Raw genomic sequence first — 25,144 nt, forward strand, 5'->3', positions numbered from 1 at the left:
TGCGCGCCATTTGTGAAGCTTTGACTTGCATTTCTGCTCACCCTTTAAAAGTGGGGAAGTTTAGAGGAACTTCCCGACCATCTCAACTCCTGTGGTGTTCATGAAGCTTGCAGCCCTGTCGATTACTCTGAGCCTTTTGGCTTCGGTCGCTCTGCGGCTCATCTCAGCCTGATAGCCGAGGACTTTGAACTGTGCGAATCTCAGTTTGTGCTGGGCTTTATCCCATTTGTGCTCGGCTTCTGAGACCTTGTATTCGGTCAGGTTAGTCTTGAGCACATACAGCTGAGCGGGAATCCGCAGGTCGCTGATGAGTCTGGTCTCTTCAAGGGCAAGATTCTTCTGTGCATCCTTGTAGTCAGTGAGGGTTGTTGCCGTATTGAGGCGCTCACGAAGCTCTGCGAGTTTCGCCTTGTCCTCATCCGGAATCTGTGCAAAGTTTGTGAGCACTTCGAGATGGCTGAGTGCCTCAAGCGGAGAGCCAGTTGACCCAACCGGTGTTGGATTCCTGTATTTGTAGGTGATCTTAGTTTCCCATGCCTTGTGTTCATCGTTCCACACAGGCTTGGAGACTGGGATCTCTTCAGCGGGATATTTTGCCATCATGTCCTTGTAGTTTTCGATGAGGCTATCCAGCTGGCTCTTGCTTATCTCTTTACCGATCATGTATGAAGCCCTTGTAGCTTCAACCTTCGTGGACTTTACCATGTTCTTTGCGCTTTCCAGCTTCTGTAACACAGTTGAGTCTGGGAGGTCTTTGCATTCATCGGTAATGTGTGCTTCAACTGATTCCTGTGTAAGTGTTGATAAGTCTACCATGTTGGTTATCTCCTGTGAATTGATAAGTTGAAGTTTCGCTGGTTTACATGTGTTCACAGCAACCTTGCAGTCCTGTGGTTCGTGTGGCAGTCTCAGCTTGACTGCGTCTATCCGATAGGCTCGGCTGTGACACTCGGTATTCCCTCTGCGAGTCTCATTGGAATCGGTGTGGGTCTTGCCCGTCGTCGTCCAATGATTTAGTAGTCTTGGAGACTACTTTCTGCTTTGGGTTTTTAACCTATCTTAAAGTGATAGAACCCTTTGGGCACTCCTATCCAAATCGCCGGATCTACCGTGCGGTGAGTATAAGAGCCTTGCAGACTTCTAAGGCAATCGCCTGTTTTCACCTTCGGTTGCCTCTCTGCTGCCCAGGCTTAGCGGAAGTCACCGACTTCCTAAAAGCCTTTCGATTGTTTCTTAGTGTTTTTAGATTTTTTGTTTTCAAAAAACCAGAAAACGAAACAATACACCCAAACAAAAATTTCCCACGCTGTATATAAACCTTTCGATCCATGAAGTCGCTCGCTTCATGTTTTCAAAAATAGACTTTAGACGGATAGGTTTATATAGGAGATTCAAAAAACCAGTAGCAAGAGGCTCGCCCACACCTATAAGTACATTATTTAAGCATTGGGTATCTTGTATTCGGTTTTTCAAATATCGCTATCAGTAAAAAAACGTAATTTTGATAGACTTATATCTATCGAGACAACAGAATTGAAAATCAATTGGGTATCCCGAAAGCGAAAAATCAGACACTCGCGCGCGCGTCTACACGCATATGTGCGCATGTGCGCGCGCACGATAGTCTGTTTTTTCGATAGCTTGCAGTTCTGTATAAATTTTTCCCAATAGTTGCCATAATAATATACTCTGGGAAAACAGAATTATGACTTCCTAAATATATTTTGAAAGTGAGACCATAATAATCTACTGTAAACAGTCTAAATTTTTTGAACCTGTTCCTATAATAATCTACTGTCCTAAGAACAGAACAGTTTAAAAAAATTAAAGAAGTTGCTATAATAATCTACTGTCTCGAAGACAAACAACTGTCTAAAGAAAAATCGTTATCAGTAAGCTTTTACATATAAAGGTAACGCTCATTAGAATCGTTATCGGTTACTTAAAGGATATAAAGGCATCGCTCGAAATTAACAGTCAAACATTCTAACATTTAAAAAAATCTTTAACTAAACCACAAAACTTAAATACCCTAATTTCCAGGCTAAAGATTTTTTAACAGTTAAGCGACAGGTTTATATATAATCGAAACATAGCTTTAATCAGGATAGATAATAAAAAAATAATAATAAAAAAATATTTAGAAAGTTATAAAAATAAACTAAAAAAAAAGAATAGGACTCTTTAATAGAGTCCTTTTTTAATTGTTTGTGTTAAGATTAAAAGCTGTTTTAACATTATGTTAATCATTAAAACAGCATGCCGTTTTTGAATTTCTGGAATTTCGGTATCAGTCGAAACAGTTGTTTTTAAGAAGTTAAGAGAATCAGAAACAACAGCCAGAACCGATAAGCTATAACTTCTTGAATCATACATTAATTCAAAAGCGCTAACGGTAGACTCTACAAGGTCTCTTATCTCTAAAGAGTAAGATCTGTTAAAAAATTTCTGAAGTGTCTCAAATTCATTCATTACAAGTTCATCAAGCTTAAACATACTCATTTACTAATCACCAATAAAGAATACACATCTATTCTATATAAAGGTATCTCACAGGACTCGAAAAATTTAAGAAGTTAAAAAATCGAAAAAAAATTAATGTTTAAGGTAATTAAGGACTATTTCTCTAATTACCTTTAAGTCTTGTTTACTCTCTTTATTAATATCGGAATTCTTTTCTAATGTATCAATAAGGTTTAAGATATGTAAAAAATTAAATTTAGAATCAGAATTCTTTATTCTGTTTGCTTTTCTTACTATGTCACAAATTACCATAAAGTTTATGTAGTGTTCGGTTTCGAGTCCTTTAATATGTCCTAAATAAGCATTTATGAATCTTACTATATCTTTATTTTGCATTTAAGAATCACCAATATTAAGAAGGAATCCATTATATATAAAGGTATCTCATAGAATCAGGAAAGTTTAGACTGTTCTCTAAAAACAGATAGCCTGGAAATAATCGCTATCAGTAGACAGCCTGGATTTTTACATATCAGAATATCATAAGCTATTATAGCTTATCAGGTTTACGTATAGCTTGATAGTTAAGTTTAAACTTAAATTAGATAGGAATACCTTAAAACGAATGAGAACTTAACTAAAAGCCTAAGAAAAAATATCCTTTTAAAAAAATTTAAATAAGTCATAAATCGAAAAAAAAATTTTACTGATTACAAACAAAAAAGTAACCAGTAGAACGAATATATATAAAGGATTGATGATAAATAAACTGATATATCCCATTTATCCATTTTATCACTTCCGAAAAATTTTTGGCGGGATTTCTCCCGCTTCTTATGTTGCTGAAACTCTGGTTACTAAGTTACATTGAACAGTTCGCCCGTTGCAGGTTACTGCTGCTGTTCTTGTTTTTGGGATCTGATATTCAGAGAACCATTTTTTAGCTCTCCTAAGTTTTTCATCGAGTCTCTTTAACTCGATTTTTCGGCTTTCGATAACAGCTGTTTGAAGCTGTATATCGTAGTCTTCACTTATTACCGCTTCAAGGCAACTGATCCTGCTTTCGTAGACAGCTCTAAATTTTTCAGTCTGTTGCTTGTAAAGCTGTCTCATGCTTTCCATTTCAGCTTCATTGCGGCGCTTGCTACCGGTTTTTGGCGCAATTTCAATTTCATTGTCAAGTCCTTTTAGGAGTCTCTTGACTTCTTTAAGTTCGCGAATTACCGGATAGTTGTTATATACATGCTTTTCAGAAATCAGTAGTCTCCGGCACTCTTTGACTTCCGAAAGAGCTTTTAACAGTTGACTTCTTTTAAGTTCAAACTGTTGCAATTCGAGAGCGGAAACCGTTTTATAAGTACAAATCGCTATCGGTTGCATTTCACGTTTAGGAATACTGAAAGAGTAGGCAACATCCGAAACTTTTTGCAGTCCGAGTCTCTCGATGTCGATTTTGACCTGTTCATCACTTACTGCACTTTTTTCGAAAGTTTCTTCCGTTATTGGTGCAAGGAACTCTCTAAAGTTTCTTGCAAGGTAGTCATCAATCTTTTCAGGATTAATATAACCCTCAGTTATAAGGTTTTCGTTAAATTGTTTAGTCATTCTTTTTAACTCCTATATTGCTTTTTGTCGCTTACGCTTTTCGACAATACATAGTATGTTTACAACCTATATAAACTTGTTGTTTAAAGAAATTTCAAAAGTGATAAAAATAAAAACAGATACAAGAGAACCATAAGCATACTTTTATAAAAGTAAAAAATTGGTTCTCTTAGAATATTTTGCAATAGTGATAAAAATATTTTTTTGAGAAAATGGACTGACTAAAAACAACATCAGTAAAACCAGGCTAAAGAAATTTAGACAGTTGTTGCGACAACTACTTTCTAAAAAAAATTTAGAGAGTTAACACTCAAAAAAAAGTTTAGACAGTTAACTTAATGGTTACTTAATTATTGCTTACGCTAACAATATATATAAAGCTATCGAATAACCACATAAAAGTTTAGACAGTTAAAAAATCGAAAAAAAAATAATTAGATTATTGCTATAATAGAGAGAACTATTAAAGCAATAAAAACGAAAATACCAAACAGAACATATCTAAAATCCATTAAATGTCACCTCCTGTTATCGGTTTTTCTAAATATAAATCGCTAGAATGAACAGGTAAAATTTTTTTCTTAAATATTAAAATGGTGTTCTCTTTATCTTTTTTCCATGTAGCATTAAAATGTTTAGTTTTATTAACGTTTTTATAAGAGAGGTATTTTATAAAAACCTCATTATTACAAGAATCGCATACAAGATAAACACCATCATACTCTTTAACTATTGAAATAAATTTTCCACAGTCTTTACATCTAACGAAAAATTCTTTTCTTAATTCGTTAGTTGTTTTTATCTTAATCTCTTTTTGTGTTATCATGCTTTATCTATATGTCATAGGTTGTATATAAACTTATTCTCTAAAGAAATTTCAAAAGACAAAAGTACAAATAACGCTTACTCATATCGAAATTTAAAAAATAAGTAATTTTTTAGAATTAGTAACACAAATTAAGAAACACTATCAGTAAAAAGCCTGGCTAGTTATAGTATATAAGTATTTTGGTTCTAATTCTATCACTATTTATCATTAAGAATAACTGGCAAAAATAATTCCATAAGTTCCATATATGCAAAAATAACTTTCTAAATATATTTAGACCCCCCTCAATTTTATCACTGTCTAAAAATATAAAAAAGGTAGGCCAAGTTCATAAACATAAAATTTAGGAAAGCTTTAAATACGATGACGGATTTTGACAAAACATATTTATATTAGTACTTTAAAATTATCGGAGGCACACGAATCAATGGCAATTCCAAACAAAGGTGGAGGAGGTCGTGTACATGTCGAACGCGAGAAAGCCACGGCACTAGGCCGTCCTTCACGAGCCCTATACGCAGATGAACCAAACGAACCAGAGTGGCCATATAACGGCCGAACAATAGGTAAAGGCAGCAAGGCAGAGCCTGCACGCCAGTGCGCAGCAGCACGAGCACATCATAAATGGTGTACCCAGTGCGAGCAGGAAGTATTCGCAACAACGACCTCATCCTGTCCAAATTGTGGAGCGTCGCCGAGCGAACTCGAACCAATTAGGTGTGATAAGATAGCAGTCCCCGGCTACAATACTTGTGCGGGGCACGGTGGCGGTTACACGTTAACTCCCCAGCATAAAGCAGCAATGATGCGTGCGAGTGTTAAAACTGGGACAACGTTCAACCAGATCTTATACTGCCCATGTAACATGTTCGGAGATGACTGTCCATACAAAGACATGTATTACGATGAGGATGCAGTTTGTCGCTGCTATCCCGAGAAGCTTCTGTTCGATAGCGTCGTTGGCCACTTCGTGGCAACATATGATCTTGATGAAGTTGCTGACGCCATTATACTTCAGCGCCTAGCCATGACAATCCTTCGCACGATGCGGAATGAGAAGTGGGTGGCCCAGCGTGGAGAAATCGTAGAGCGTGTTCGTACCTCACCGGATGGAACGACAGAGTCGTGGTTCGAACCAAACGCAGCAAGCGCTGTCATCTCAAAGTTAGACGGTCAGCTACTCAGCTGGCTCAAGAGCCTGAATGTTAACAAAGCGGCCCGTGATGCTTCAAAGCGAGCGGCAGGTGTTGGTGATCTTGCACGGCTTCTTTCAGACATTTCAGTCTCAAAAGAACAAGTAGTCACTTTTAGCGATGATGAGGATGATGCCTAATGGCGTCACTCATATCCATTCTTGAGCGCGTGCTCTTTGAACAGACGAGTATTGCACTTAGCACACGACCGATTCCACAAAACATCATTTGTACTACATATGACAAGCTGGACGACTATGTCAACTGTGCTGACTACGTAGTAATCTGTTTTGCAGAACAGTTCAAAGGCGTTGTGCGTGGTAGCGCTACAGTCCTAGTATCAGGAGAGCTTCGTTAATGGCAAAACGTAAACAAGTAACAGTGGGAGATCTGCGTAGCGATCCTGTGCTCTTTGCTGAGCATGTTCTAGGTATTACACTGCACGAGGGCCAGAAGCGCATTCTGCGCAGTCAGGCCCGTTTTATCGCAGTGCGTGCGGCCCGTCGTTTCGGGAAATCTTACGTCTTTTCAGCATACGCGGCCTGGGCAATTTGTACACAGGAGAACTATCGTGTGATTGTTATTAGTAGAATCATGCGGCAGAGTCTCGAGATGTTCAAGACCATTAAGGCCATTATAATGAACAGTCCGATGGCCGAATCAGTTGTGCGCTGTACGATGACTGAAATAGTCCTGTCGAATGGTTCACAGGTTCAGAGCCTGCCCGGCAGCAGCCCTAACACTCTTCGTGGTATTACGGCCAATCTTGTGATGGTTGATGAGGCTGCTTACGTTGATGAAGAAATCTTCATCGAAATCTACCCGACCATTCTCTCGACGAAAGGTAGGATGATCCTTATCAGTACACCCGCCTTTGAAGTAGGCGAATTCTACCGTGCCTGTATGCTCGCGAAAGAATACACAAGTTTCCATTTCACTCACGCCGATGCTGTTTGGGACGATGGAACACCATTCGTGGATCCTGATGAGTTAGAGCGCGAAATTGACAGGTGTGGTGGGCGAGAAAGTCCAGAGTACAGACGTGAATACTTGGCAGAATTTGGTAATGCTGATGGTGTCTTCTTTGATGTACAAGCACTCCGTGACGCAATGCGGGCTGACGATGGCAGCGAAGCGATCTACTTTGCCGAAGAAGGACACAAGTATGTCACCGGTGTAGATATAGGACAAATAAATGACTACACAGTCATTGCAACGATGGATATCACTGACCCGAATGCATATTGGGTTCGTGAGATCCAAAGATTTAAAGGTGAAAGTGTCGATGCGATTATCATTAAGATTAATGATGCAGCGGCGCGTTTCAATTCACAGAAAGTTCTGATCGATGAAGGAAACATCGGTCGATCAATCATCGAACATCTGAAGATTCGTTTCCCACACAGGCCGTTTGTTGGTTTCAATTTCAACGTCTCGACAAAACCACGTGTGATGATGAACTTGAACATCCTTCTTAATAGAAGACAACTGTTCCTTCCGGATGATATTGAGTTGCAGAAAGAAATGATGAGCTTTAAATACTCCACTAATGCACGTACTAAATCTATTAGTATGGGTGGAGCTAATGGTGTTCACGACGATATTCCCATAGCGCTCGCACTTTGTGTTGAAGCGGCCGAGGTATTCGTGCCTCGTGGAACATTAGGTCTTGGACTTAGCGGTGGTCGCATGCTGTTTCCCGGCGCACCAGCTCGTGTCTCACAGAATGAAAAGCAAATGAGGAAAAGGAGAAATGTGTTAATATGAGAAAAGGATCTAATGCTGGAGGTGTTCGTCAGCTTACACTAGAAGACGTAGTGCTATCTGCACCTGCACCTACACCTGTACCTGCACCAGCGCCTGCACCACTAGCCCCCGGTCAACAGACGCTGAGTACATATACTGCTTCCCTTGGTAAACAGATCACCATGCCAAACAAATCTAAATTAGCGGCAGGTGCTCCACTTACTAAGTCGGTGAAGCTACTGAAACCCGATACCCTCGAGTATCTGTATCTCACAAACGGCTATATCTTTAGAGGTATAGAACAGACAGCGGCCGCCGTTGTGAGAAATGGTTATGAAGTAACAGCATCGAATGCGAAAGATCAGAAGGTATGTGATGAGTTTATCAGGATTAACCGTCTCGACAGTCGGCTTTTAAATGCAGCACGAAACACTGCGCTGTTTGGTAATGGCTACTGGGAGATGTATGATTCTGACGACGGCCCTCGTGTTGCTGAACTACCACCAGCTGAAGTGGATTTCAAGCGAGATATGAATGGGTACATCTTATATACTGCGGATGGCATCCCTATAGGTTATGAGCAGAAAAGAAATAACGAACAACTTGCAGAATGGGACACCAACTTCATAGCACATTTTAAGTTCCTAGAACTTGGAGCATCTGATATTGGTATATCCCTCATTCAACCTGCTGTCTATTCATGTACTGAATATGGTATCATTAGACAGAACATTGCTGACTCTTTCATTCGTGCACTTAATGTGGCGCATATTGCTGTAGAAGGAGCAACACCAGAAGATCTTGAGGAAGTGGCTAATCGGATGGGTGCACAGTTTACTGCCGAATCAGTATATGTAACATCCGAACGATATAAGATGACGAATGTTTCAAATGTAGGAAATAATGTAGATCCAGCTAGATTTGTAGAGCCCCCTATTTCAGAGATTGCGGCGGCGTTCTCAATTCCAGTGGAACTGATAGCATCAACGTCAACGTTTAACCTTTCTGATTTTGAGACGAGGTATGCAGAATGGCTCGAAACAATAAAGGAAAAGCAAAGGCTAATGGCCGAAGTTCTCGAAACCCAAGTGTTCGCAACGTTCCTAGACGCTCCTGTAGACGTTAAGTTTAACGCACCGAATCCAATGGATATCAATAACCTGATGAAGAATCTTGGTTTCGCGGTACAGTCTCAGGCAATTACTGAAGCACAGTCACAGAAGATTCTTGAGAAAGCAGACGTATTTCCAGAAGTTGAGTAACATGCAATTTCATGAAGGTAAGAAGTTTTGGCACATCATATTTTCTGATGCGTCAAAATTTTCTGATTGGAAAACGATTCATCTTAAAGGTGGAATGGCCCGTATCGGAAGAGACTCTGAGAGTGAAAAATACTCTGTGCATTCCGTTATGTTATCAAAAGACAAGTATAACCTTACAGCGGCAAAGCTTGCTGCATTCTACTATGTGAGGTATTTATCATGAGGAAAGGTCAGAAAGTTGGTACTCTTACGAACAAACAACTTCTGTTCGACCATCTTCTTCTCCACAAGTGGTTTAACCAAGGTGGTGTAGAAGGTTGGAGTAAAGAGGACTTAGTCAACCAACATGTATTAATAGTTCTCGAACTTGCTAAACGTGGTATCAATCATCCTGACGTTGAAGACAAAGCGCTCGATGATGAATCAGAGCCATTTTACGATAAGAAGCTCGAAGATTCCAAACTGGCAAACTTCATTCAGGATCTTCCAGATGAGATGATTCTACATGATGAGTTCATTAAGATCGTCGGTTCTTTTGTAGAAGAATGGAAAGACGACCCGAATGATATTGACGTAATAATGCCTGTCGAAATTCCGGCAGTGAGAGAGTTCTTACGAGAATGCGGTGCTAAATTACCGATTCATGCGAACGTATCGGATGGATCCTCTGGACAGTACATGCCGATATACGAACTTGTGCTTCGTAAGTGCCAGAGACCCACTAAGTATATATATGACTACAAAGTACCATTAGGTCAGCCAGTTCCCAAACAACAGTATGAGACCAGAAACGCGTGGTTCATGGAACCCGAATTTGGTTACTACATTCAACCTAAGTTACGTGGGGAACATATTTATATACATAAAGATTGCGACCAGTTATTTGTTGACGGCGATGTTCCATTAAATGAAGCGGCGCGCACGATCCTCTTAAACTCTGGCCCTGATCAGTATATTGTAGAAGCAATTACGGCACCGTCTACTGGTACTGTTGTTATATTCGACATACTCCGTCACTCATCTACAGAACTTACAGATTTTACACTTAAGTCTAGAATGGTATTTCTTGAGAAGTTCCAGCTAGCGGCTAACCCATTCGTCTGCAAAGTCCCATCTTTCTGGGTTGATGCATGGGAGTCCGAAGAAGCCGCCCTTGCTGCAGTAGCATCTCTGAATGTACCAGAAATCATAATGAAAGATGATTATGATATGTACTACCTAGATGGTAGGAATCCTAACTGGAAAGTCATCACACTTGCTGCGCCAACCCGTTTGAAAGTCGGCACACCCAATTTCCCTGCACTTAAAGCTAATACCGGCTATGGTAAATTCGAATTTAATGATATTGAAGAAGCATGGATGTATTGGGGCAAAGGCTTTACTGCTGAGGGTGCAGTAGCTATCGAAGAGAAATATGATGGCTTCCGTTGTCTTATTCATAAGAGTAAAGATGATAAGGTCTGGATTTTTACTGAGGATCGTCGGCGCGATCTTGCCGATAATTTCCCAAGAACAGTTGAGAAGCTGAAAGCAGATTTTAAGGGTTCTGAATTTATTCTCGATTCTGAACTTGTTTGGTATGATGAGAAAGGAATGGCTCGTCCTAGACAGGATGTATCATACTTTATTCATGGTAAACAGGAGAAGATAGATGATAAATGGAGAATCGATGATGAGTTTGTAAAGTTCAATATTTTCGACTGCCTTTATTTGAATGGTACCCAACTAGTTGATCAACCGTGGACTGAACGCCAGAAAGCACTTGCGCAGGTAATCGAGAAAGATAGCGATACATTACATCGTGTAATTCCAATCCTTGCAGATAATAGGAATGAGTTTATAGCTGCAATTAAGAAGCAGGCAGGTATTCCTGGTTCAGAAGGAGCAATGTTGAAGTATACAAAGAGTAACTACCCACTTGATGGTAGAACGACTAACTGGGCTAAATATAAAACTGTGTTAGAAGTTCATTTGGAAGTAATGAAAATTGTTACGAAGAAGAGGTCTCCATCGCAGATAAAATCTGGCGATGCCTATATGTATGATGTTGGATATAAGAGGGATGGTAAACTTGAACAGATTGGCACGACATATTCGACAGGTATTAAAGCGAAGGTAGGCGATATTCTTACAGTAATTCCAGTACAAGTTATTTGGAATGAAAGTGATGATAAGTTAACATTCATGTTCCCAAGAGTCAAGGAGATCAATGAAGAGATCAAGGAACCAGATTCTTTTGAGATGTTAGTTAAGGTTGCTCAGAAAACCTGAGCAACGAAACATTTAAATACTTTGAAGTAATTTGACAAAAGATATATATAATTGAAGAGTGAGGTACAAACCTTGATCGAAAACCTTAAAATATTGGCCGAGGATCTGAAGCCATTTGAAGGTGAGCGCAAATTTGTTCTACAGCGTCATACACGCGGCGACTCAGTTCATTATGACTTACGCATGCTCGTAGGAGATGAGACACATCTCGTAGGCCTCACACTCAATCTCGGTGACACTGAGAAAGAAAAACAGTTTTTAAAAGATCCAACCGGGGTACAAGTACAGGTAGAAGTTAAATTAAGACAACCAATCTCCTGGCTTAAAGTTCAGGGAGAAGTTGAACCCGGTGGCGTCGGTGCTACTAGGTATAAACCTGCCGAATGGAAAATCCTTGATTATGGTACATATCACTTAGGTACTACTAAGCCAGATGAAGGATTCTTCGAGTTTTTCTTCAATGGTAAACACGATATCATGGAAGGTCGTTGGATCACTAGAATGTTGAAGTTCCCAGAAGATCGTGAAGATCCGAAGTCTAAAATGATTGATAGACTACTATTCTGGAAGCCCAAAGATCAGAATCCATATAAAGAGGAAAAGAAGAAATGACCAACTCAGAAGTAATTATGGGCATTAGTTTCTCTGAAGATATGGATCAGTTTGACGATGCTGGAAATCTTGTATTTTCCGGCCCAGCTCTCGAAGCAGGAGTATGGACTGATGCTCATGGCAATACCGCATACTACCCGCAGGAAATTATAAAAGCTTCGGCACCTCTGTTCGTTGGAGTTGACATTCTTTGCGAACATCAGGGAATTCCTATTGGTAAGATTCTAGAAGTCGAACCTACCGATGTTGGATTTAAAGTTACTAAGGGTATCATTACTAGTAAACGTATGGCCGCCCGCGTACTTGAAAAGAAGCTTCGAGGACTGAGTATACATGCAAACGTCAGAGTAGATCCGGTTCGGAAGATTGTACTGGAAATTTTTGGTGCTCAAGAAATTTCACTTGTTAAAAACCCTGCTTGTAAAGTTTGTTTATTAGATAGTTATAAAATGCAAGATGGTGATGAAACTGTGGTAGAAACAGAAAATAAAGCATATGAGTCTTACCCAGAACCTGATTGCGAGCAGTTTAAAGATTCACCAGAAATTTACGAAGCTTGCAAAAAGTTCGCCAAAGCCGTCGAAGTCTTTAGAAAGGCTCAGGAAGAGTGGCATGGCATGTTTACTAAGAAAGAATATGGAGATATGAAGGAATCCGCTATGTCTGAACCTGAGGAAACTCCTATTGAGGTAGAAGCATCTGCCGAAGTAGATACGGAAACGGAAGTAGAGACTGAACCTGAAATTGAAACTGAAGTGGAAGCATCTGCCGAAGCTGAAGTTGAAGTCGAAACTGAAACTGAAACTGAAATCGAAGCATCCGCTGAACCTGAAGTCGATGCGCTTAAGGAACTCACTGATAAGCTTGAGGCTGCACAGATTGAGTTAGCTGGATATAGAGCAGAAATTTCGGTTCTCACTAGTCGCGTTAATGCATACGCAACTGCAGAGAGACAGCGCCTTGAAGAAGCTGTAATGTCCGCAGATCCGAATGCAGATAAAGAATTTATCGCCACGCTTGGAGCCGCCGGTCTTGAGAAGTATCTTGAAACTGTCACGCGGATGTCTAAACCCACCGTTGGCGCAAGTAAGAAATCAACTAGGAAAGAGGAGGCAACGACCGTTTCACTGTCCGCGCCTGCTAAGAAAGATGGATTAACTAAAGATAATTTTACATCAGCTGATATAATCAAGATGCTTAAAAGCAAACAGTAAGTTAGGTGATAAATAATGAGTTCAATTGAAGATCTTAAGGAAATGACTATGGCTGCCGGCGACGAAATTTCTCACGCAGATGGCGCGAACAGAATCCCCGAAGTTTGGGGCGAAGAGATTGAGGTACGTGCAAATATTGAGCGTATTCTCCGTAGGTATGTAAGGGTTAACACCGATCTCGTTGGGAGACCTGGTGACACTGTGAAGTTACCCAAGAAAACCTACTCTGACATGGACACTTATGCAGCAGCTGCAACTGGTGGAGATCTTGTTACTATCTCACCGAATTTCGAGCTGACTCTGGATCTCGTCACTATCGAGCCAGTAGAAGTTGCTCTGGCAACTGCTATTACCAAGCAGATCATCGATGAGGCAATGATTTCCGTCCTCGATGAAGCTAGGAATAACATGGCTGATACCATTGCAGACAAGGAAGACCAGGACATTCTCGCAGCTCTTGTTGCCACCAGTGCAACCGAGGCTGAGTGTGTAACCTATGTTGAAGCAAAGAGGAACTCCGTTACTTTCGTTAGCGGAAAATGGACGACTGCTCAGGCAGCTCTTGCTCAGGAAAACATTACTTCCGTCGACGTTCTCGATCTCTCTGTAATTGTTGAAGCTTCTGAAGTAGTTATGCATGAACAGGGATTCGTTGCAGACGTTCTCTTTATCCACCCAAGGCAGAAGGCAAGCCTGCTCAGAGATGACAACTTTATCGATGCAGCTAAGAATGGTGGAACCGTTGCAAGACAGAAGGGTGTCATCGGTGAAATCTTCGGTCTCGAAGTTGTCACCACAAGGCGTGTTCCAAGCATCACCATCTCCGGTAGCGCAACTGGTTACCAGGCTATCCTTATGGACAAGTCTGCCGCAGCCGTTCTCGCAATCAAGAGGCCGGTCACCATTGAAACCGAGTACAAGCCTGCAGAAAGGAAGCACTACCTGTACTTCACTCAGATGTACAAAGCCCAGAGAGTTAACCACGGTGCTGTTGTTCTGATCAACACCGCTTAAGTGTAGATTCCTTCGGGAATCTATCCCATCTTTTTCGCGAGGGATAGCGCGTGACTCATGAAGAGGGAACCACTCTGGATACTATTATCGACATGCTCCGAGAGAGTATGCGAGAAAGTAGAGAAAGCAATAGAGAAATGAGTGCACGTTTGCTAAGTTTAGATGCGCGAGTCTCCAAGGTTAATGAAACTGTTTCTAATATGTCCGCACAGTTAGATGCGAATAACAGGAAGACCGATGCATTGGAGTGCGATGTTGAAACTGTAAAGCAGTTTATAGCTGCTGATAAAGGTTCGAAACAAGCATATACTTTTATAATTTCTATAGTAAGTGCAATAACTGCTGTGACTGCACTGCTAATTTCTCTATAAATACACCTTTTTTCGTGCAATGACCTACTACCTTCTGCCTCCAAGGTACTAGCGAGCACTTTCTATTTAATCACTGCCTAGCGTAAGCTCCGTAAGATTTATATACTATAAACACCTATTATAAGATAACATGTCTTTTTTTACATTCATTGACGGGTTTAGGGATGGACTTATTCCTAAACAAACAGCGAATATCCAGGTCACTGGAGATAAGCTCACCGAAATCTTATGCAAGGAATTCGGCGCAACATGTCACTATCATGTAGTTGATCGAAAGTATCGATTAGTTGATAAAGAATGGTTTACTACATTTATCACGAAATATTCGGCTATTGAAAAGTTTAAGTATCAATCTGATTTCTTCGACTGCGACTCATTTGCATTCGTATTAAAGGGGGAGATTGAAAGACTTCAGCTTGGACTAGCTGTTGGTTTTCTATCAGTTACTACTCCTGATGGATCATCACATATGCTAAATTTCTACGTAGATAAGTTTTCTGAAGTATTTTTAGTAGAGCCGCAGAGTGATAAGGTATTTAAACTAAAAGATTCTGGTTATACACCATTTAGATTTGAGATTTAAACACGGAGGGATGAGCATCGACGCAAGAACTTTAGGTGGGTTCGCAGAACTTCAAGCAATGAAAGTATTAATTTCAAAAGGATTTCTAGTCAGCAGACCAATTGTTGACAACTATCCCTACGATCTTATTTGTGATTGGCACGGTGAACTGAAGCGGATCCAAGTGAAAGCTACAGCGTCGATCTCAGAAAATCGCAGACGAAAGTTTGAGTCTGTAAACGGTTGTAACAGAACACTTTATGCTAGAGGTAGCATAGATTACTTTTTATGTTATGTTGTAGATCTAGATATCTGGTATGTAATACCAGCATCGATGGTCACAAGTAAAAAAATTACAGTATATCCCGATGCTGAAGAATCAAATGCTAAATTTGAAATTTACAAAGAGCGTTGGGAACTTTTAAAACAGTAACCCGGAGGCATATATTTTGACTAAAAAAATTGTTATTAATTCACAGGGCCCATTTAGCCCAAATGGAAATGGTGTAACCACCGGATTCTCTAAGGCAATTTTTCCAATCTGTGGTGAACTTGCAAAGAATAATTCGGTTAAACATGTTTGCCATGATTATCAGGGATTAGATTTTCCATTCAGTAACTATACTATTTGTCGTGGTAATAAAGACTTCGACAGAACTGCGTATGAATTAAAACTTCACGTTGAAGGAGAAAAACCAGATGCGGTACTTGCACTTAACGAACCATGGGGAATTGCGGCTTACCGCGACATTAACTTCGGTGATACGCAGCTTGTTTACTATATTCCTATAGACGGATATCCATGTGATAAGAATGCGCTAGCACTTCAGGAGCTTGTAGATCTTTATGTACCAATCACCAAGTTTGGTAAGAGTGTTCTTGAAACTGCAGGGATCTTTACAGCAGAACCAATTCCGCATTCATTCGATCCAAGGTTCTACTATCGTATGAAGCAGACACAGAGAAATGAAGTGCGGGCTAAGTATGATTTAGATGATAAGTTTATTGTAGGATATGTAGGAAGACTTCAGGAACGTAAGAATCTCATGTCACTTTTATTTGCATTCGCTAAGTTCGCTGCAGATAAAGAAGATGCGTATCTGTTCCTTAATATGGAACTTGACATGTCTTTCGCAGATTTTGATCCTGTTAGACTTGCTAGACACCTCGGAATCGATAATAGAATCATGATTCAGAGTAAGAAGGTAAATGAAATTCAGATGGGAGAGCTTTATAACTGCTTTGATTTATACCTTAATACCGCATGTAGCGAGGGATTTGATATTCCCGTACTTGAGGCAGAAGCATGTGGTGTACCAGCTGTAGTTTCCAACTATTCTGGACACGCCGAACTTGTTTCAGGACATGGCGGTTTAATTAAAGTTGACGCATATCAGGAAATGCCAAACGGTATTAACTGGGCATATGTAGACGTTGACGATGCTGTAAGACTAATGAATGAAATTTATTCATCTGTATCGCTTCGGCGCAAAGTTTCTGATGTTAACATCAAATTTACTGAAGCATATAAAGAAGAAAACGTTATGCCAAAGTGGACAGCGCTCTTTGAAAATCTAGAAGATGAAATAGAAGCTGTACGAAGTAAAGAACCAGTGAGGCGCATGAAGATATGAGAATAGATAAGCCTTGGGGTTATATGGAAGTAGTAGATTCTACTACTTTTCATAAATTTAAAACTATTGTTGTATTTCCGGAGCAGCAGCTGAGTCTTCAGTATCATGTCGATAAAGTTGAGTTTTGGGTAATTACAGAAGGTGATGCATTAGTAACACTTAATGATGAAACATATTTAGCTAGACCGGGATGGAGTTTCTTTATATTTGCTGGTGATAAACACAGAATTAAGAATATATCTACTGAACATGATCTTGTGTTTGTAGAATTAGCTGGTGGCAAAATAGTTTCAGAAGAGGATATTGTTCGGGTAGAGGATGCTTATGGTAGAGTGGTCTAATTTTAAATTACATTTTAACGGTGCAACAGATTCGACTGGGTATGGATCCGTTGGACATGATTTTATAAACCAATTGTTTTATAATGCAGGAATTGAGAATATCTGCGTTGAAACGGACTGGAGAAGTTCGTGGAATGTGCATAGTGATGAATTCACACAGCTCATGACACGTTTTAGAGCAACGCAATTTGAAAAACCAGATTTAGTTTATAATTTATGGAATCCAATTTGTTCAAAGATGTATGACATTGGAGTACCACACGTTTTAGAGACTGTGTTTGAAACTAATATTATCCAGAAGAACTGGGTTGATATCTGTAATCAGTACGATCAAACATGGTTACCGTCAGAATTTGCATATAATGCGTTTGTGGATTCTGGTGTAGTAAACTGTAAGATGCTTCCATATGGATTCACTTTCTGGGATACAAAAGAAGTTATTCCAATTATTGCACGTGATACAAGATATAAATTCTTATTTATTAATCAGTGGTCGGAAAGAAAGAATGCATATCAGACTGTAGAAGCATTTTGTAAAACATTTACTGCTAAAGATAATGTTGTGTTATATATTCGTAGTTTTGTTCTTGGTGGAATTGGTCTTACTAATGATTATATAAAAGAACAGGTAAGAAGTATTAAGGCAAAGTATCCAGACAGCCCACAAATTATCTTACTTGATTTCTTCCGCGATGATAAACTTCCAAAATTATACAATTCCGTTGACTGTCTTCTGTCACCATCCAGTGGCGAAGGAGTAGGAAAAACAATAGTAGAGGCAATGTCTCAAAAACTTCCAGTAATTACGACAAACTGGAGTGCTATGTCTGAGTACTGTACCGATAAGAACTCTTTATTGCTTAACTATGAATTAGTTCCAGTTAACGTACCACCGAATGTAGCAAAAATGTATTATTTTGAAGAGCCCGGAATGGAGTGGGCAAGTCCGAATTTCGATGAATTTTGTGAGTATATGCAGGCTTTAGTAGATGAGCCAGCACTCGGAGTAAAGTTAGGAACACAAGCAGCAATAGATGTTAGAAAACAGTTCGATTGGAAACCACTCTTGGATGCAAGATTATCAGCATTCGAAGAAGCAATGGGTTACTATGAATAAGCAGTCTATAACACTAGGAATTATTTCATATAATGAAGGTGCTCTTATGGAGCGCCTTCTTAACCAGCTTGCAGAATTTGTAGATGAGATTATAGTAGTCGATTCGTTCTCAACAGATAATACCCACGAGATTATTTCACGATTTAAGCATGCCAAACTTTTTAACTCTACAATTCGTGATAATTTTGCGCTGATACGAAATGAAGTAATTGCCCATTCATCTAGTGATTATATATTGATGATGGATTGTGATGAGCTATTAGAAAACCCAGAGGTGTTTTTTAAACAGACGTTTACTGAAGATGCCTATATGTTTCCAAGGAAAAATTATGTTGATGGCGAATTCATGAAAAACGCATATCCTGACTATCAAGGGAGATTGTTCAAAAATAATGGTAAAATCAAATATGAACGAGCTGTTCATGAAGTGTTATACGGATACACTAATATTATACCATTAGCCCAACACTTATTTCATCACAAATCGAGAGAAAAGTTTATTAGTAATGACAGTAAATACAGAAGTATAATTAATAATGGAGGTAATGGAATGTCCATTGTAGATATGTCAGATGATACTATATTTAAAGGATGGTATCAGTACGAACAATTTCCTAACGGGGCAGCATCTCGGTGGTGCTCGGATAATGGTAGCGTGACTATAGAGTGCGCAGATCCAAGTATCCAAGCTATTGGTATTTATATATCAACTGTTGGGAAGTTTAAACAAGCTAGATTAACAGCAAAAGCTGGTCGTAAGGTTGTTGGTAAACTTGATTTTGAACCTGAACGTGGGACTTATTTTATTCCAGTTAATGTCTCCGATGTGGCGCCAGCTACAGTTACCCTTAATATTATTAAGTGTTGGGATACACGGGAGTATGTAAATGATCCACGTACTCTTGGCTTATTTGTGGATCGAATTTGGACTGAAGCGCCTGGTACTATAGCCGACTTTAAAGTTCTATTCGAACCAGATGTAAAGCTTACCATTAAAGGTGATGCACATGATAATGGTATTATGCCATGCATCGTATCATCTGGTTATTGGGAAACTGCAACCCAAAAAGTCATTGACAAATTTGTAACAACTGACGATGTATGTCTTGACGTTGGTGCAAATATAGGTGCAATTGCAATTCCACTTGCATTAAGAGCAAAGAAGGTTTTTGCATTTGAAGTAGGGAACGTTCCATATGGATACCTCTGTAGAAATATTCTAGAGAACAACTTAACAAACATTGAAGTTGTTAAAGGTGCAGTAGCAAATGAGCCCGGCAAACTTTATTACTACTACACATATCCAAATGTTGGTGGATCATTCGTATCTACAGAAAAACATAGTAATTCAAACGGTTTGACGGAAGAAATTGAGGCATTTGCACTTGATTCAATGATCGATCGCTTTGATCGGGTCGACTTTATAAAAATGGATATTGAAGGATATGAATTAAATGCACTCAATGGAGCAGTAGAGTTACTTAAGAAATTCTCACCAAAGCTCTATATTGAGTTTAATCCAGTAGCATTTAAGAATATGCACGGGAATGAAATTAAACCTCTTTGGGATTTCCTGGCAAATACGTATCCTTATATATATGTCGTAAGAGACTGGAATTTAAGACGTGTAACAAGTTACGAAGAAGTAATGAGTGAAATTGATTTCACTACAAGAACGCTAGAAGACCTGTTATGTCTAAATGAGGAGTATATAGAATGACTATAATTATCGAACAGATTGCCGCCGGAGTGATTGCAGGATTTCTTACAGGATTAGCATCAATGAATGCGTATCTCAAGAAACGTGCTGCAAATATTTCAGACGAAGAAATGGATCAGCTAGCTGCAATGACACTGCAGTCATTTGAAGATGGTAAGCTTTCCAAAGAAGAACTGTTTACAATCCTGACCAGTTTAATTAAGTTTTCGAAGGACTAAACATGACTGCGACATTTTCAATTCCGGTATTTACTCCGGTGTTGGAAACAATATCTATTTTTGTAGACGGGGAACTGTTTGATACAGTTCCCGGTTATCAAAAAGAATATTATTCCAACGAAATAGCAACTGGAGCTGTAATTACAGTTGGCGAAGAAGGTAATACAAGAACCATCACTACATTCGAGGCAGACTTAATTAGTCGTATTAGAATTGTTTGCCAGTTAACTGCGGATGAATTGAGTGATTCTGACATAGTAGCTTTAGTATCTGTCGCTAGACGGGAAATTCTACTGGAAATTTCGCAATATGCTTATGGTGATGAACTTAAGCTTATTACCGAAAACTATTATAAACTTCCAAATAAGTTCATTTTTGACTTTAATTGCGGCGGAACAGTTTCACCACTAGACTTGGAAGTTTTTAAGCAGACTTTACCAATCTATGAATTCACTGAGAAGGAACCAGTTACCATCATCAATATGAACGCTCGAGATGGATGGATTCAACTTGATGTTGAGATAACTGGAAGTCAAGTACTTAAAGCTAACTATTACTACACCCAGCGAGATGCTAGGTATGACGATCTAATTAACATGTTGTCATGGAAGATCGCGAGTATCTATTATACTGCACAATATACCTCATACGATAACGGTACGGCCACAGATGCCAGCCAAATTAAGATTGGTGATATCACGATTAAAAACAGTACAAGCTCTGGTGAATCATCATCTACTGCTTTCATACGTGATAGAATGAATAAAACCGAAGCGCAGTTTAGGAAAGTAATCACTTATTTTAAACGTGGCTTCTATAGAGTTAAATAATAGAAAGGTTTAAATACAACTCTTTTCTTTGCAGAAACATATATATAGTAGGAGATACCATGATTTATAATTGCACAGATCCAATAAGGAGCATTGGGCACCCACTTTATCGAATTCGTGTCGTAAGCTGGGTAGATAATAATGGTTTTCCTACTAAGAAAACTATTGTTGATACCGCATTTAGTGGTTCTCTACAACCTATGACTTCTGAAGAAGTCTCTAGATATCCACAGGGATATCTGAAAACTGGTAGCATGAAGTTATATGCACCCACTTCAGACGTACAGTTACAACCAGATGATCTAGTTAAAGATGAAATTAATAGAATTTGGTGCGTCAAGACAATCGATGACTGGGAACTAGACGGTGGTTATAAAAAGTACATACTTGAGCGGGCGATATTAAATGGCTAAAGCAATTGATTGGGAAGATTTAGCTGGAGTATTAACTACTGTTGCAGCTAAAACATGCGCTGCTGTAGCGTATGAGTACTCAATTGGTGGCGCAAAAGAAATTGCTGAAGCTTGGGCCAATCAAATAATTGAGATCTTGTACAATCCTACACAATTTGGTATTCCGGAAAAAGCACAAGCCGAAGAAACGTTATATATCGAATCTGGTACACTCTTAAGTAGTTTAGCGATTGAAGTAAATACATTTACCGAGAGTAATAAAGTTAGAAGTGCAATCGCTATTACTGTAGATGATGGGGCAATTGAACCTCGTAGTAAAGAATCGGTTGCTACAGTTTTAGCATATATTTCATTCGGTGTAGATTCCGGTACAGTTAATATACCAGAACGGCCGGTGTTTCAACGTGCACTTGAAGAGATAGGAATAGCCAGAGTAGTCAAACTAGCGTATAGCGATGTTAGGCAAAAAATGCAGCAAGGAGTTGTCGCAAAGGGATTTGAAGAATCTACAATTAGGAAGCGTGTAGCGCGAGGTGGCGCGGCGATGACCGCAGCCGAAGAACTTACACGATACTCTAAAGCACAGCGCGATCCCCATATTATTGGGCGATTTACAGTTGATGGTGACAATGTAAGTTTTGCTTGGACGTGATCTAATGATTCCAGAAGAATATAAGATATTATTACGTAATAGTTTGCCCAGTGTTACCATCGATGGCAGAAACATAACACGTGTGCTAGAGTCATTTTCCCTAAATGAATACGTTAATCCTGTACTTGGTATAAACTTTTTAGACGAATGGCGAGAATATTATAATTCCATCGATCAGTATCGTTCGTTAATCCAGGCTACAGATGATGATGGTAATTTACTATGGGATGATGAAGCCGAAACTATACCAGTTTATGAAACAAATAAGTTTCAGTTTTCAAAGTACTATTCAACTAGAGTACGGTTTACAGTAGTTGCAGATGATGTGACAACATCAACTGATGTTGTAATACCGATCGTTGAGGATACTTTAGAATATGAGATAGAACCATTAATACAGATTAATTCAATTAGCAGTGAAGTTGATTACACAGTTAATACAACTAATACTGGAATAATCTTCGCAACACTTCCAACTGAACAAACCGTAACGGTTAACTATTCGTATATTTCAAGAGGATATACGGTTGCTCACTCCATAATGCAACAGGCAATTGAATGGATGGAATTGTACTTCGGGGATATATTTAAACCAATTAATGGATTCATTGTTGATAGAGGCTCTGTTACAGACATTTCTAGAATAGTTGGTAGTGATTTACTAACTGTTATTAGTTATGACTGCACTGTCGCTTGTAAGACAACATTTATTAAAGTGCTCTCCGATGATGAATTTATCCCAGTAAAACAAGTGATCGTACGTATCAATGAAGAAACAACAATAATTGAATGAGGAAAAGAACATGCAGTTTGTAAATATTGATGTAGATACAACTGGTCTTTATCAGGTTCCAACCAGTGACAAAGGGACTGTCGCTATTGTAGGTGTTGGGACAGGTAGTGGATCCTTAGTTCCTGTAAAACTTGGGTCTTACGCCGAAGTTGATGCCATCTACCCAACTGACAGTGAGCTCTCACTTGCTATTAAGTTAGCATTTGAAAATGGTGCTTCTGGTGTCTGGGCTGTGGAAATTGATGACCCGAAGAGTTTAACTGGTGTTGAGAATGCGCTCGAAGTCCTTGAAACCAAGGATGTCCAGATCGTTGTCCTTGCCAACACTGTCGAACTTAGCGACACCGCATACATTTCAAGTGCACTCGATAATCATGTAGCAAGTTCAGTCACAGAAAGAGTCGGTGTATTCATGCTTGCAAGTGGAGAAGATGCATCTACTATGCCGGCTGCTATTGGTAATCTGATGAGTCAGAACACTACAAGACTAATTGGTATTGCCCATAACACAACCAGTGATGTAGCCGCTGCAGTAGCAGGTCTGCTTGCTGGATTAGATCCATGGGACTCCCCTGTTATGAAACCACTCTCTGGAATTTCTACTCCGAGTGCAGATTTCACTACTACTCAGTTCTCACTAATGGATGCCGCGAATATCAATCCAATCTTTGATCCCCTGTATTTCGCTGGAACTTCTCTGGTTCTGAAGAGCGGGTACACACTTGGGACAAGAGCTGGTGGGATTTATCTCGTTGATGTTCGAAGAGCCATTGATGACATTGTATATAAACTAAAGACGGGTTTAACCTCACCAGCTGTAATTGGTAACCTTAGGATTAACAAATCTGGTATGGCAAGCCTTCGTAACCACATCAACAGCATAATGCAGGCCGCAGTCAATCTTGGTGAAATAGATTCATTCGCCGTTAATATTCCTGTCGCAACTGCTCTCGCCGTTGATCAGAATGCCAGAACTCCGACTCAGGCAACAATAATTACCACAGCTAGAACTAACCGTGCCGTGGATGTAACTGTAGCAATTGAGTATTCTGGTGCAATTCACACTCTGAATATGACTGTCGCATTTAGTGCTTAAGGTGATATAAATGGTTGACTGGAATACTAGATTAGGTGTAAAGTTCGTAAGTGTTGATGGGACAGAATCTCCGATTGTGCCCATCGATTCATTCTCTCCATCAATTGAAACTCCTCACGATATTATCCACTCTATCGATCGTGAGAATGTAGGTTTCTCAAGGAAGAACAGAGCATTCGCATTTGACTTCACTGTCAAAGCGGTTAATGCACCTGTTATGAGAGAGATGTTTGCAGCTGCACTTAATGGAAATAGATTTGACATCGGATTGTATAACACAGATTCTGATAACCATGACGACTGGATTTTCGATGAAATGAAATTCGAAAACTGCCGGTTCACTAGCGTCAACCCATCTGAGGTTGATAACGAAGGTGGCGTTCCAACTATGACTTTCAGTGGAATCTGCCTGAACCTTACTGCCAGCAATGCTGGATCTGACATTATAAGCGCAGGGAACAACTAATGTTCCCTAATTTTTTAGGAGGTAAATATTATGACACCAAAAGTTCCAATGTTTGACATTAATGAATTGATTGTTAGAGGAAAGAATCTTGCTAAGGAATACGAGCTTCCAGCCGGGAAAGTATATGTTAGGCCACTTACTGACCTTGAAATGAATGAAGCTGAATCGCTTATGTTTACAGCAATCAAGGATGAGTACACGCGTAACTATATGTTGGCATCTGTATTCAATGACGAGAAATCGAAGGCAGAATTCGACTTCACCAAACTTAATGTCAAAGATATGTTAAATTCCACTGTGGAGATTAACATCTATATTGCTTACTGTGCAATGAAGGATTTCACTACCGGGTTAACTGTAGAACTCGTAAGACAGTTAGCTGGAATTAAAGATCTTGCAGAGTTTGTTAGAGGCATCAGTGGATATTCTAGCGAAATTGAGGAAACCGTAGAAGAATTTCGCAAAATCCCCGATGGGAAGACAGCTTGATTTTCTATTACATTCTGAGAGAATCGGATACAAGCTGACCGATTCTCTATCTGATCTTACGCGCGTTCAAATATTGTTTCTTATTGTATGTCAGCGTATATATGATGACGAACTTAAGGCAATGCAGGAGAAACAAGAACAGGCTAAGAACTATAATCCACTGACGATTCTACCAACTGACTCCCGCGAAGTTATGGATCAAAAGATAAAACTAATGAAAGCGGTACGTTAAT

The 25,144-nt window shown here is 39.5% G+C and carries 27 protein-coding genes; 23 read left to right on the forward strand and 4 right to left on the reverse strand.

The genetic code is table 11. The features are described from left to right. Positions 1–60: 60 nt before the first annotated feature. The 4 genes from PHO71_RS17060 to PHO71_RS17075 all read right to left on the reverse strand — a co-directional run bounded on the left by PHO71_RS17060 (position 61) and on the right by PHO71_RS17075 (position 4,894). Entirely contained in the window at positions 61–816 is a 756-nt protein-coding gene (locus tag PHO71_RS17060) for a hypothetical protein (RefSeq protein WP_300205618.1), read from the reverse strand. A 1,368-nt stretch (positions 817–2,184) separates the two neighbouring features. After that, the gene (locus PHO71_RS17065) at positions 2,185–2,496 is read right to left on the reverse strand and encodes a hypothetical protein (protein ID WP_300205620.1); all 312 of its coding nucleotides are present in this window, start codon (positions 2,494–2,496) and stop codon (positions 2,185–2,187) included. Between the two features lie 801 nt (positions 2,497–3,297). Beyond that, positions 3,298–4,068 (reverse strand): hypothetical protein, encoded by a 771-nt coding sequence (locus PHO71_RS17070; protein ID WP_300205622.1) that lies wholly within the window; start codon positions 4,066–4,068, stop codon positions 3,298–3,300. A gap of 511 nt (positions 4,069–4,579) precedes the next feature. Beyond that, positions 4,580–4,894, reverse strand: a complete 315-nt coding sequence (locus tag PHO71_RS17075; RefSeq protein ID WP_300205624.1) for a hypothetical protein — start codon at positions 4,892–4,894, stop codon at positions 4,580–4,582. 898 nt (positions 4,895–5,792) lie between these two features. Between PHO71_RS17075 and PHO71_RS17080 the strand changes: the two genes are divergently transcribed. The 23 genes from PHO71_RS17080 to PHO71_RS17190 all read left to right on the forward strand — a co-directional run bounded on the left by PHO71_RS17080 (position 5,793) and on the right by PHO71_RS17190 (position 25,143). Further along, complete coding sequence (locus tag PHO71_RS17080; protein WP_300205626.1) at positions 5,793–6,230, forward strand: hypothetical protein; 438 nt, start codon at positions 5,793–5,795, stop codon at positions 6,228–6,230. 217 nt (positions 6,231–6,447) lie between these two features. Next, positions 6,448–7,857, forward strand: a complete 1,410-nt coding sequence (locus tag PHO71_RS17085) for a terminase family protein (RefSeq protein ID WP_300205628.1) — start codon at positions 6,448–6,450, stop codon at positions 7,855–7,857. Continuing rightward, positions 7,854–9,098: a hypothetical protein gene (locus PHO71_RS17090; RefSeq protein ID WP_300205630.1), complete on the forward strand. Its 1,245-nt coding sequence runs from the start codon at positions 7,854–7,856 to the stop codon at positions 9,096–9,098. Before PHO71_RS17085 ends, PHO71_RS17090 begins: the two co-directional genes overlap by 4 nt. Before the next feature lie 219 nt (positions 9,099–9,317). After that, positions 9,318–11,369, forward strand: coding sequence for an RNA ligase family protein (locus tag PHO71_RS17095; RefSeq protein ID WP_300205632.1), 2,052 nt, complete (start codon positions 9,318–9,320; stop codon positions 11,367–11,369). Positions 11,370–11,462: 93 nt separating this feature from the next. Then, on the forward strand, positions 11,463–11,981 hold the full coding sequence (locus PHO71_RS17100; protein ID WP_300205634.1) for a hypothetical protein: 519 nt from the start codon (positions 11,463–11,465) through the stop codon (positions 11,979–11,981). Further along, positions 11,978–13,195 carry a hypothetical protein gene (locus PHO71_RS17105; protein WP_300205635.1) on the forward strand — a complete coding sequence of 406 codons (1,218 nt, stop codon included), beginning with the start codon at positions 11,978–11,980 and terminating at the stop codon, positions 13,193–13,195. The genes PHO71_RS17100 and PHO71_RS17105 overlap by 4 nt, the downstream gene beginning before the upstream one ends. A 15-nt stretch (positions 13,196–13,210) precedes the next feature. Further along, the gene (locus PHO71_RS17110; RefSeq protein ID WP_300205637.1) at positions 13,211–14,209 is read left to right on the forward strand and encodes a phage major capsid protein; all 999 of its coding nucleotides are present in this window, start codon (positions 13,211–13,213) and stop codon (positions 14,207–14,209) included. Positions 14,210–14,316: 107 nt separating this feature from the next. Further along, positions 14,317–14,580, forward strand: coding sequence for a hypothetical protein (locus PHO71_RS17115; protein WP_300205639.1), 264 nt, complete (start codon positions 14,317–14,319; stop codon positions 14,578–14,580). 130 nt (positions 14,581–14,710) lie between these two features. Beyond that, on the forward strand, positions 14,711–15,163 hold the full coding sequence (locus PHO71_RS17120; protein ID WP_300205641.1) for a lectin MOA-related protein: 453 nt from the start codon (positions 14,711–14,713) through the stop codon (positions 15,161–15,163). A gap of 10 nt (positions 15,164–15,173) precedes the next feature. After that, positions 15,174–15,575, forward strand: a complete 402-nt coding sequence (locus PHO71_RS17125; protein WP_300205643.1) for a group I intron-associated PD-(D/E)XK endonuclease — start codon at positions 15,174–15,176, stop codon at positions 15,573–15,575. 16 nt (positions 15,576–15,591) lie between these two features. Further along, the gene (locus PHO71_RS17130; RefSeq protein ID WP_300205645.1) at positions 15,592–16,776 is read left to right on the forward strand and encodes a glycosyltransferase family 4 protein; all 1,185 of its coding nucleotides are present in this window, start codon (positions 15,592–15,594) and stop codon (positions 16,774–16,776) included. Beyond that, positions 16,773–17,117 carry a phosphomannose isomerase type II C-terminal cupin domain gene (locus tag PHO71_RS17135; protein ID WP_300205647.1) on the forward strand — a complete coding sequence of 115 codons (345 nt, stop codon included), beginning with the start codon at positions 16,773–16,775 and terminating at the stop codon, positions 17,115–17,117. Before PHO71_RS17130 ends, PHO71_RS17135 begins: the two co-directional genes overlap by 4 nt. Next, entirely contained in the window at positions 17,101–18,234 is a 1,134-nt protein-coding gene (locus tag PHO71_RS17140; RefSeq protein WP_300205649.1) for a glycosyltransferase family 4 protein, read from the forward strand. The genes PHO71_RS17135 and PHO71_RS17140 overlap by 17 nt, the downstream gene beginning before the upstream one ends. Further along, positions 18,227–19,954 carry an FkbM family methyltransferase gene (locus PHO71_RS17145; protein ID WP_300205651.1) on the forward strand — a complete coding sequence of 576 codons (1,728 nt, stop codon included), beginning with the start codon at positions 18,227–18,229 and terminating at the stop codon, positions 19,952–19,954. Before PHO71_RS17140 ends, PHO71_RS17145 begins: the two co-directional genes overlap by 8 nt. Then, a complete protein-coding gene (locus tag PHO71_RS17150; RefSeq protein WP_300205653.1) occupies positions 19,951–20,172 on the forward strand; it encodes a hypothetical protein in 222 nt (73 codons plus the stop codon). Before PHO71_RS17145 ends, PHO71_RS17150 begins: the two co-directional genes overlap by 4 nt. Before the next feature lie 2 nt (positions 20,173–20,174). Then, positions 20,175–21,002, forward strand: a complete 828-nt coding sequence (locus PHO71_RS17155; protein WP_300205655.1) for a hypothetical protein — start codon at positions 20,175–20,177, stop codon at positions 21,000–21,002. 59 nt (positions 21,003–21,061) lie between these two features. Next, positions 21,062–21,415 (forward strand): hypothetical protein, encoded by a 354-nt coding sequence (locus PHO71_RS17160; RefSeq protein WP_300205657.1) that lies wholly within the window; start codon positions 21,062–21,064, stop codon positions 21,413–21,415. Then, positions 21,408–22,067 (forward strand): hypothetical protein, encoded by a 660-nt coding sequence (locus PHO71_RS17165; protein WP_300205659.1) that lies wholly within the window; start codon positions 21,408–21,410, stop codon positions 22,065–22,067. The genes PHO71_RS17160 and PHO71_RS17165 overlap by 8 nt, the downstream gene beginning before the upstream one ends. 4 nt (positions 22,068–22,071) lie before the next feature. Then, positions 22,072–22,860, forward strand: a complete 789-nt coding sequence (locus PHO71_RS17170; protein WP_300205661.1) for a hypothetical protein — start codon at positions 22,072–22,074, stop codon at positions 22,858–22,860. Further along, positions 22,853–23,956 carry a hypothetical protein gene (locus PHO71_RS17175; protein ID WP_300205663.1) on the forward strand — a complete coding sequence of 368 codons (1,104 nt, stop codon included), beginning with the start codon at positions 22,853–22,855 and terminating at the stop codon, positions 23,954–23,956. The genes PHO71_RS17170 and PHO71_RS17175 overlap by 8 nt, the downstream gene beginning before the upstream one ends. A 76-nt stretch (positions 23,957–24,032) precedes the next feature. Beyond that, a complete protein-coding gene (locus PHO71_RS17180) occupies positions 24,033–24,422 on the forward strand; it encodes a hypothetical protein (RefSeq protein WP_300205665.1) in 390 nt (129 codons plus the stop codon). A 30-nt stretch (positions 24,423–24,452) separates the two neighbouring features. Then, entirely contained in the window at positions 24,453–24,911 is a 459-nt protein-coding gene (locus PHO71_RS17185; protein ID WP_300205667.1) for a hypothetical protein, read from the forward strand. After that, positions 24,895–25,143, forward strand: a complete 249-nt coding sequence (locus PHO71_RS17190; RefSeq protein ID WP_300205669.1) for a hypothetical protein — start codon at positions 24,895–24,897, stop codon at positions 25,141–25,143. The genes PHO71_RS17185 and PHO71_RS17190 overlap by 17 nt, the downstream gene beginning before the upstream one ends. Position 25,144 lies beyond the last annotated feature (1 nt).

The organism is Bacteroides sp. (genome assembly GCF_028690125.1).
GTDB lineage: Bacteria > Bacteroidota > Bacteroidia > Bacteroidales > Bacteroidaceae > Bacteroides.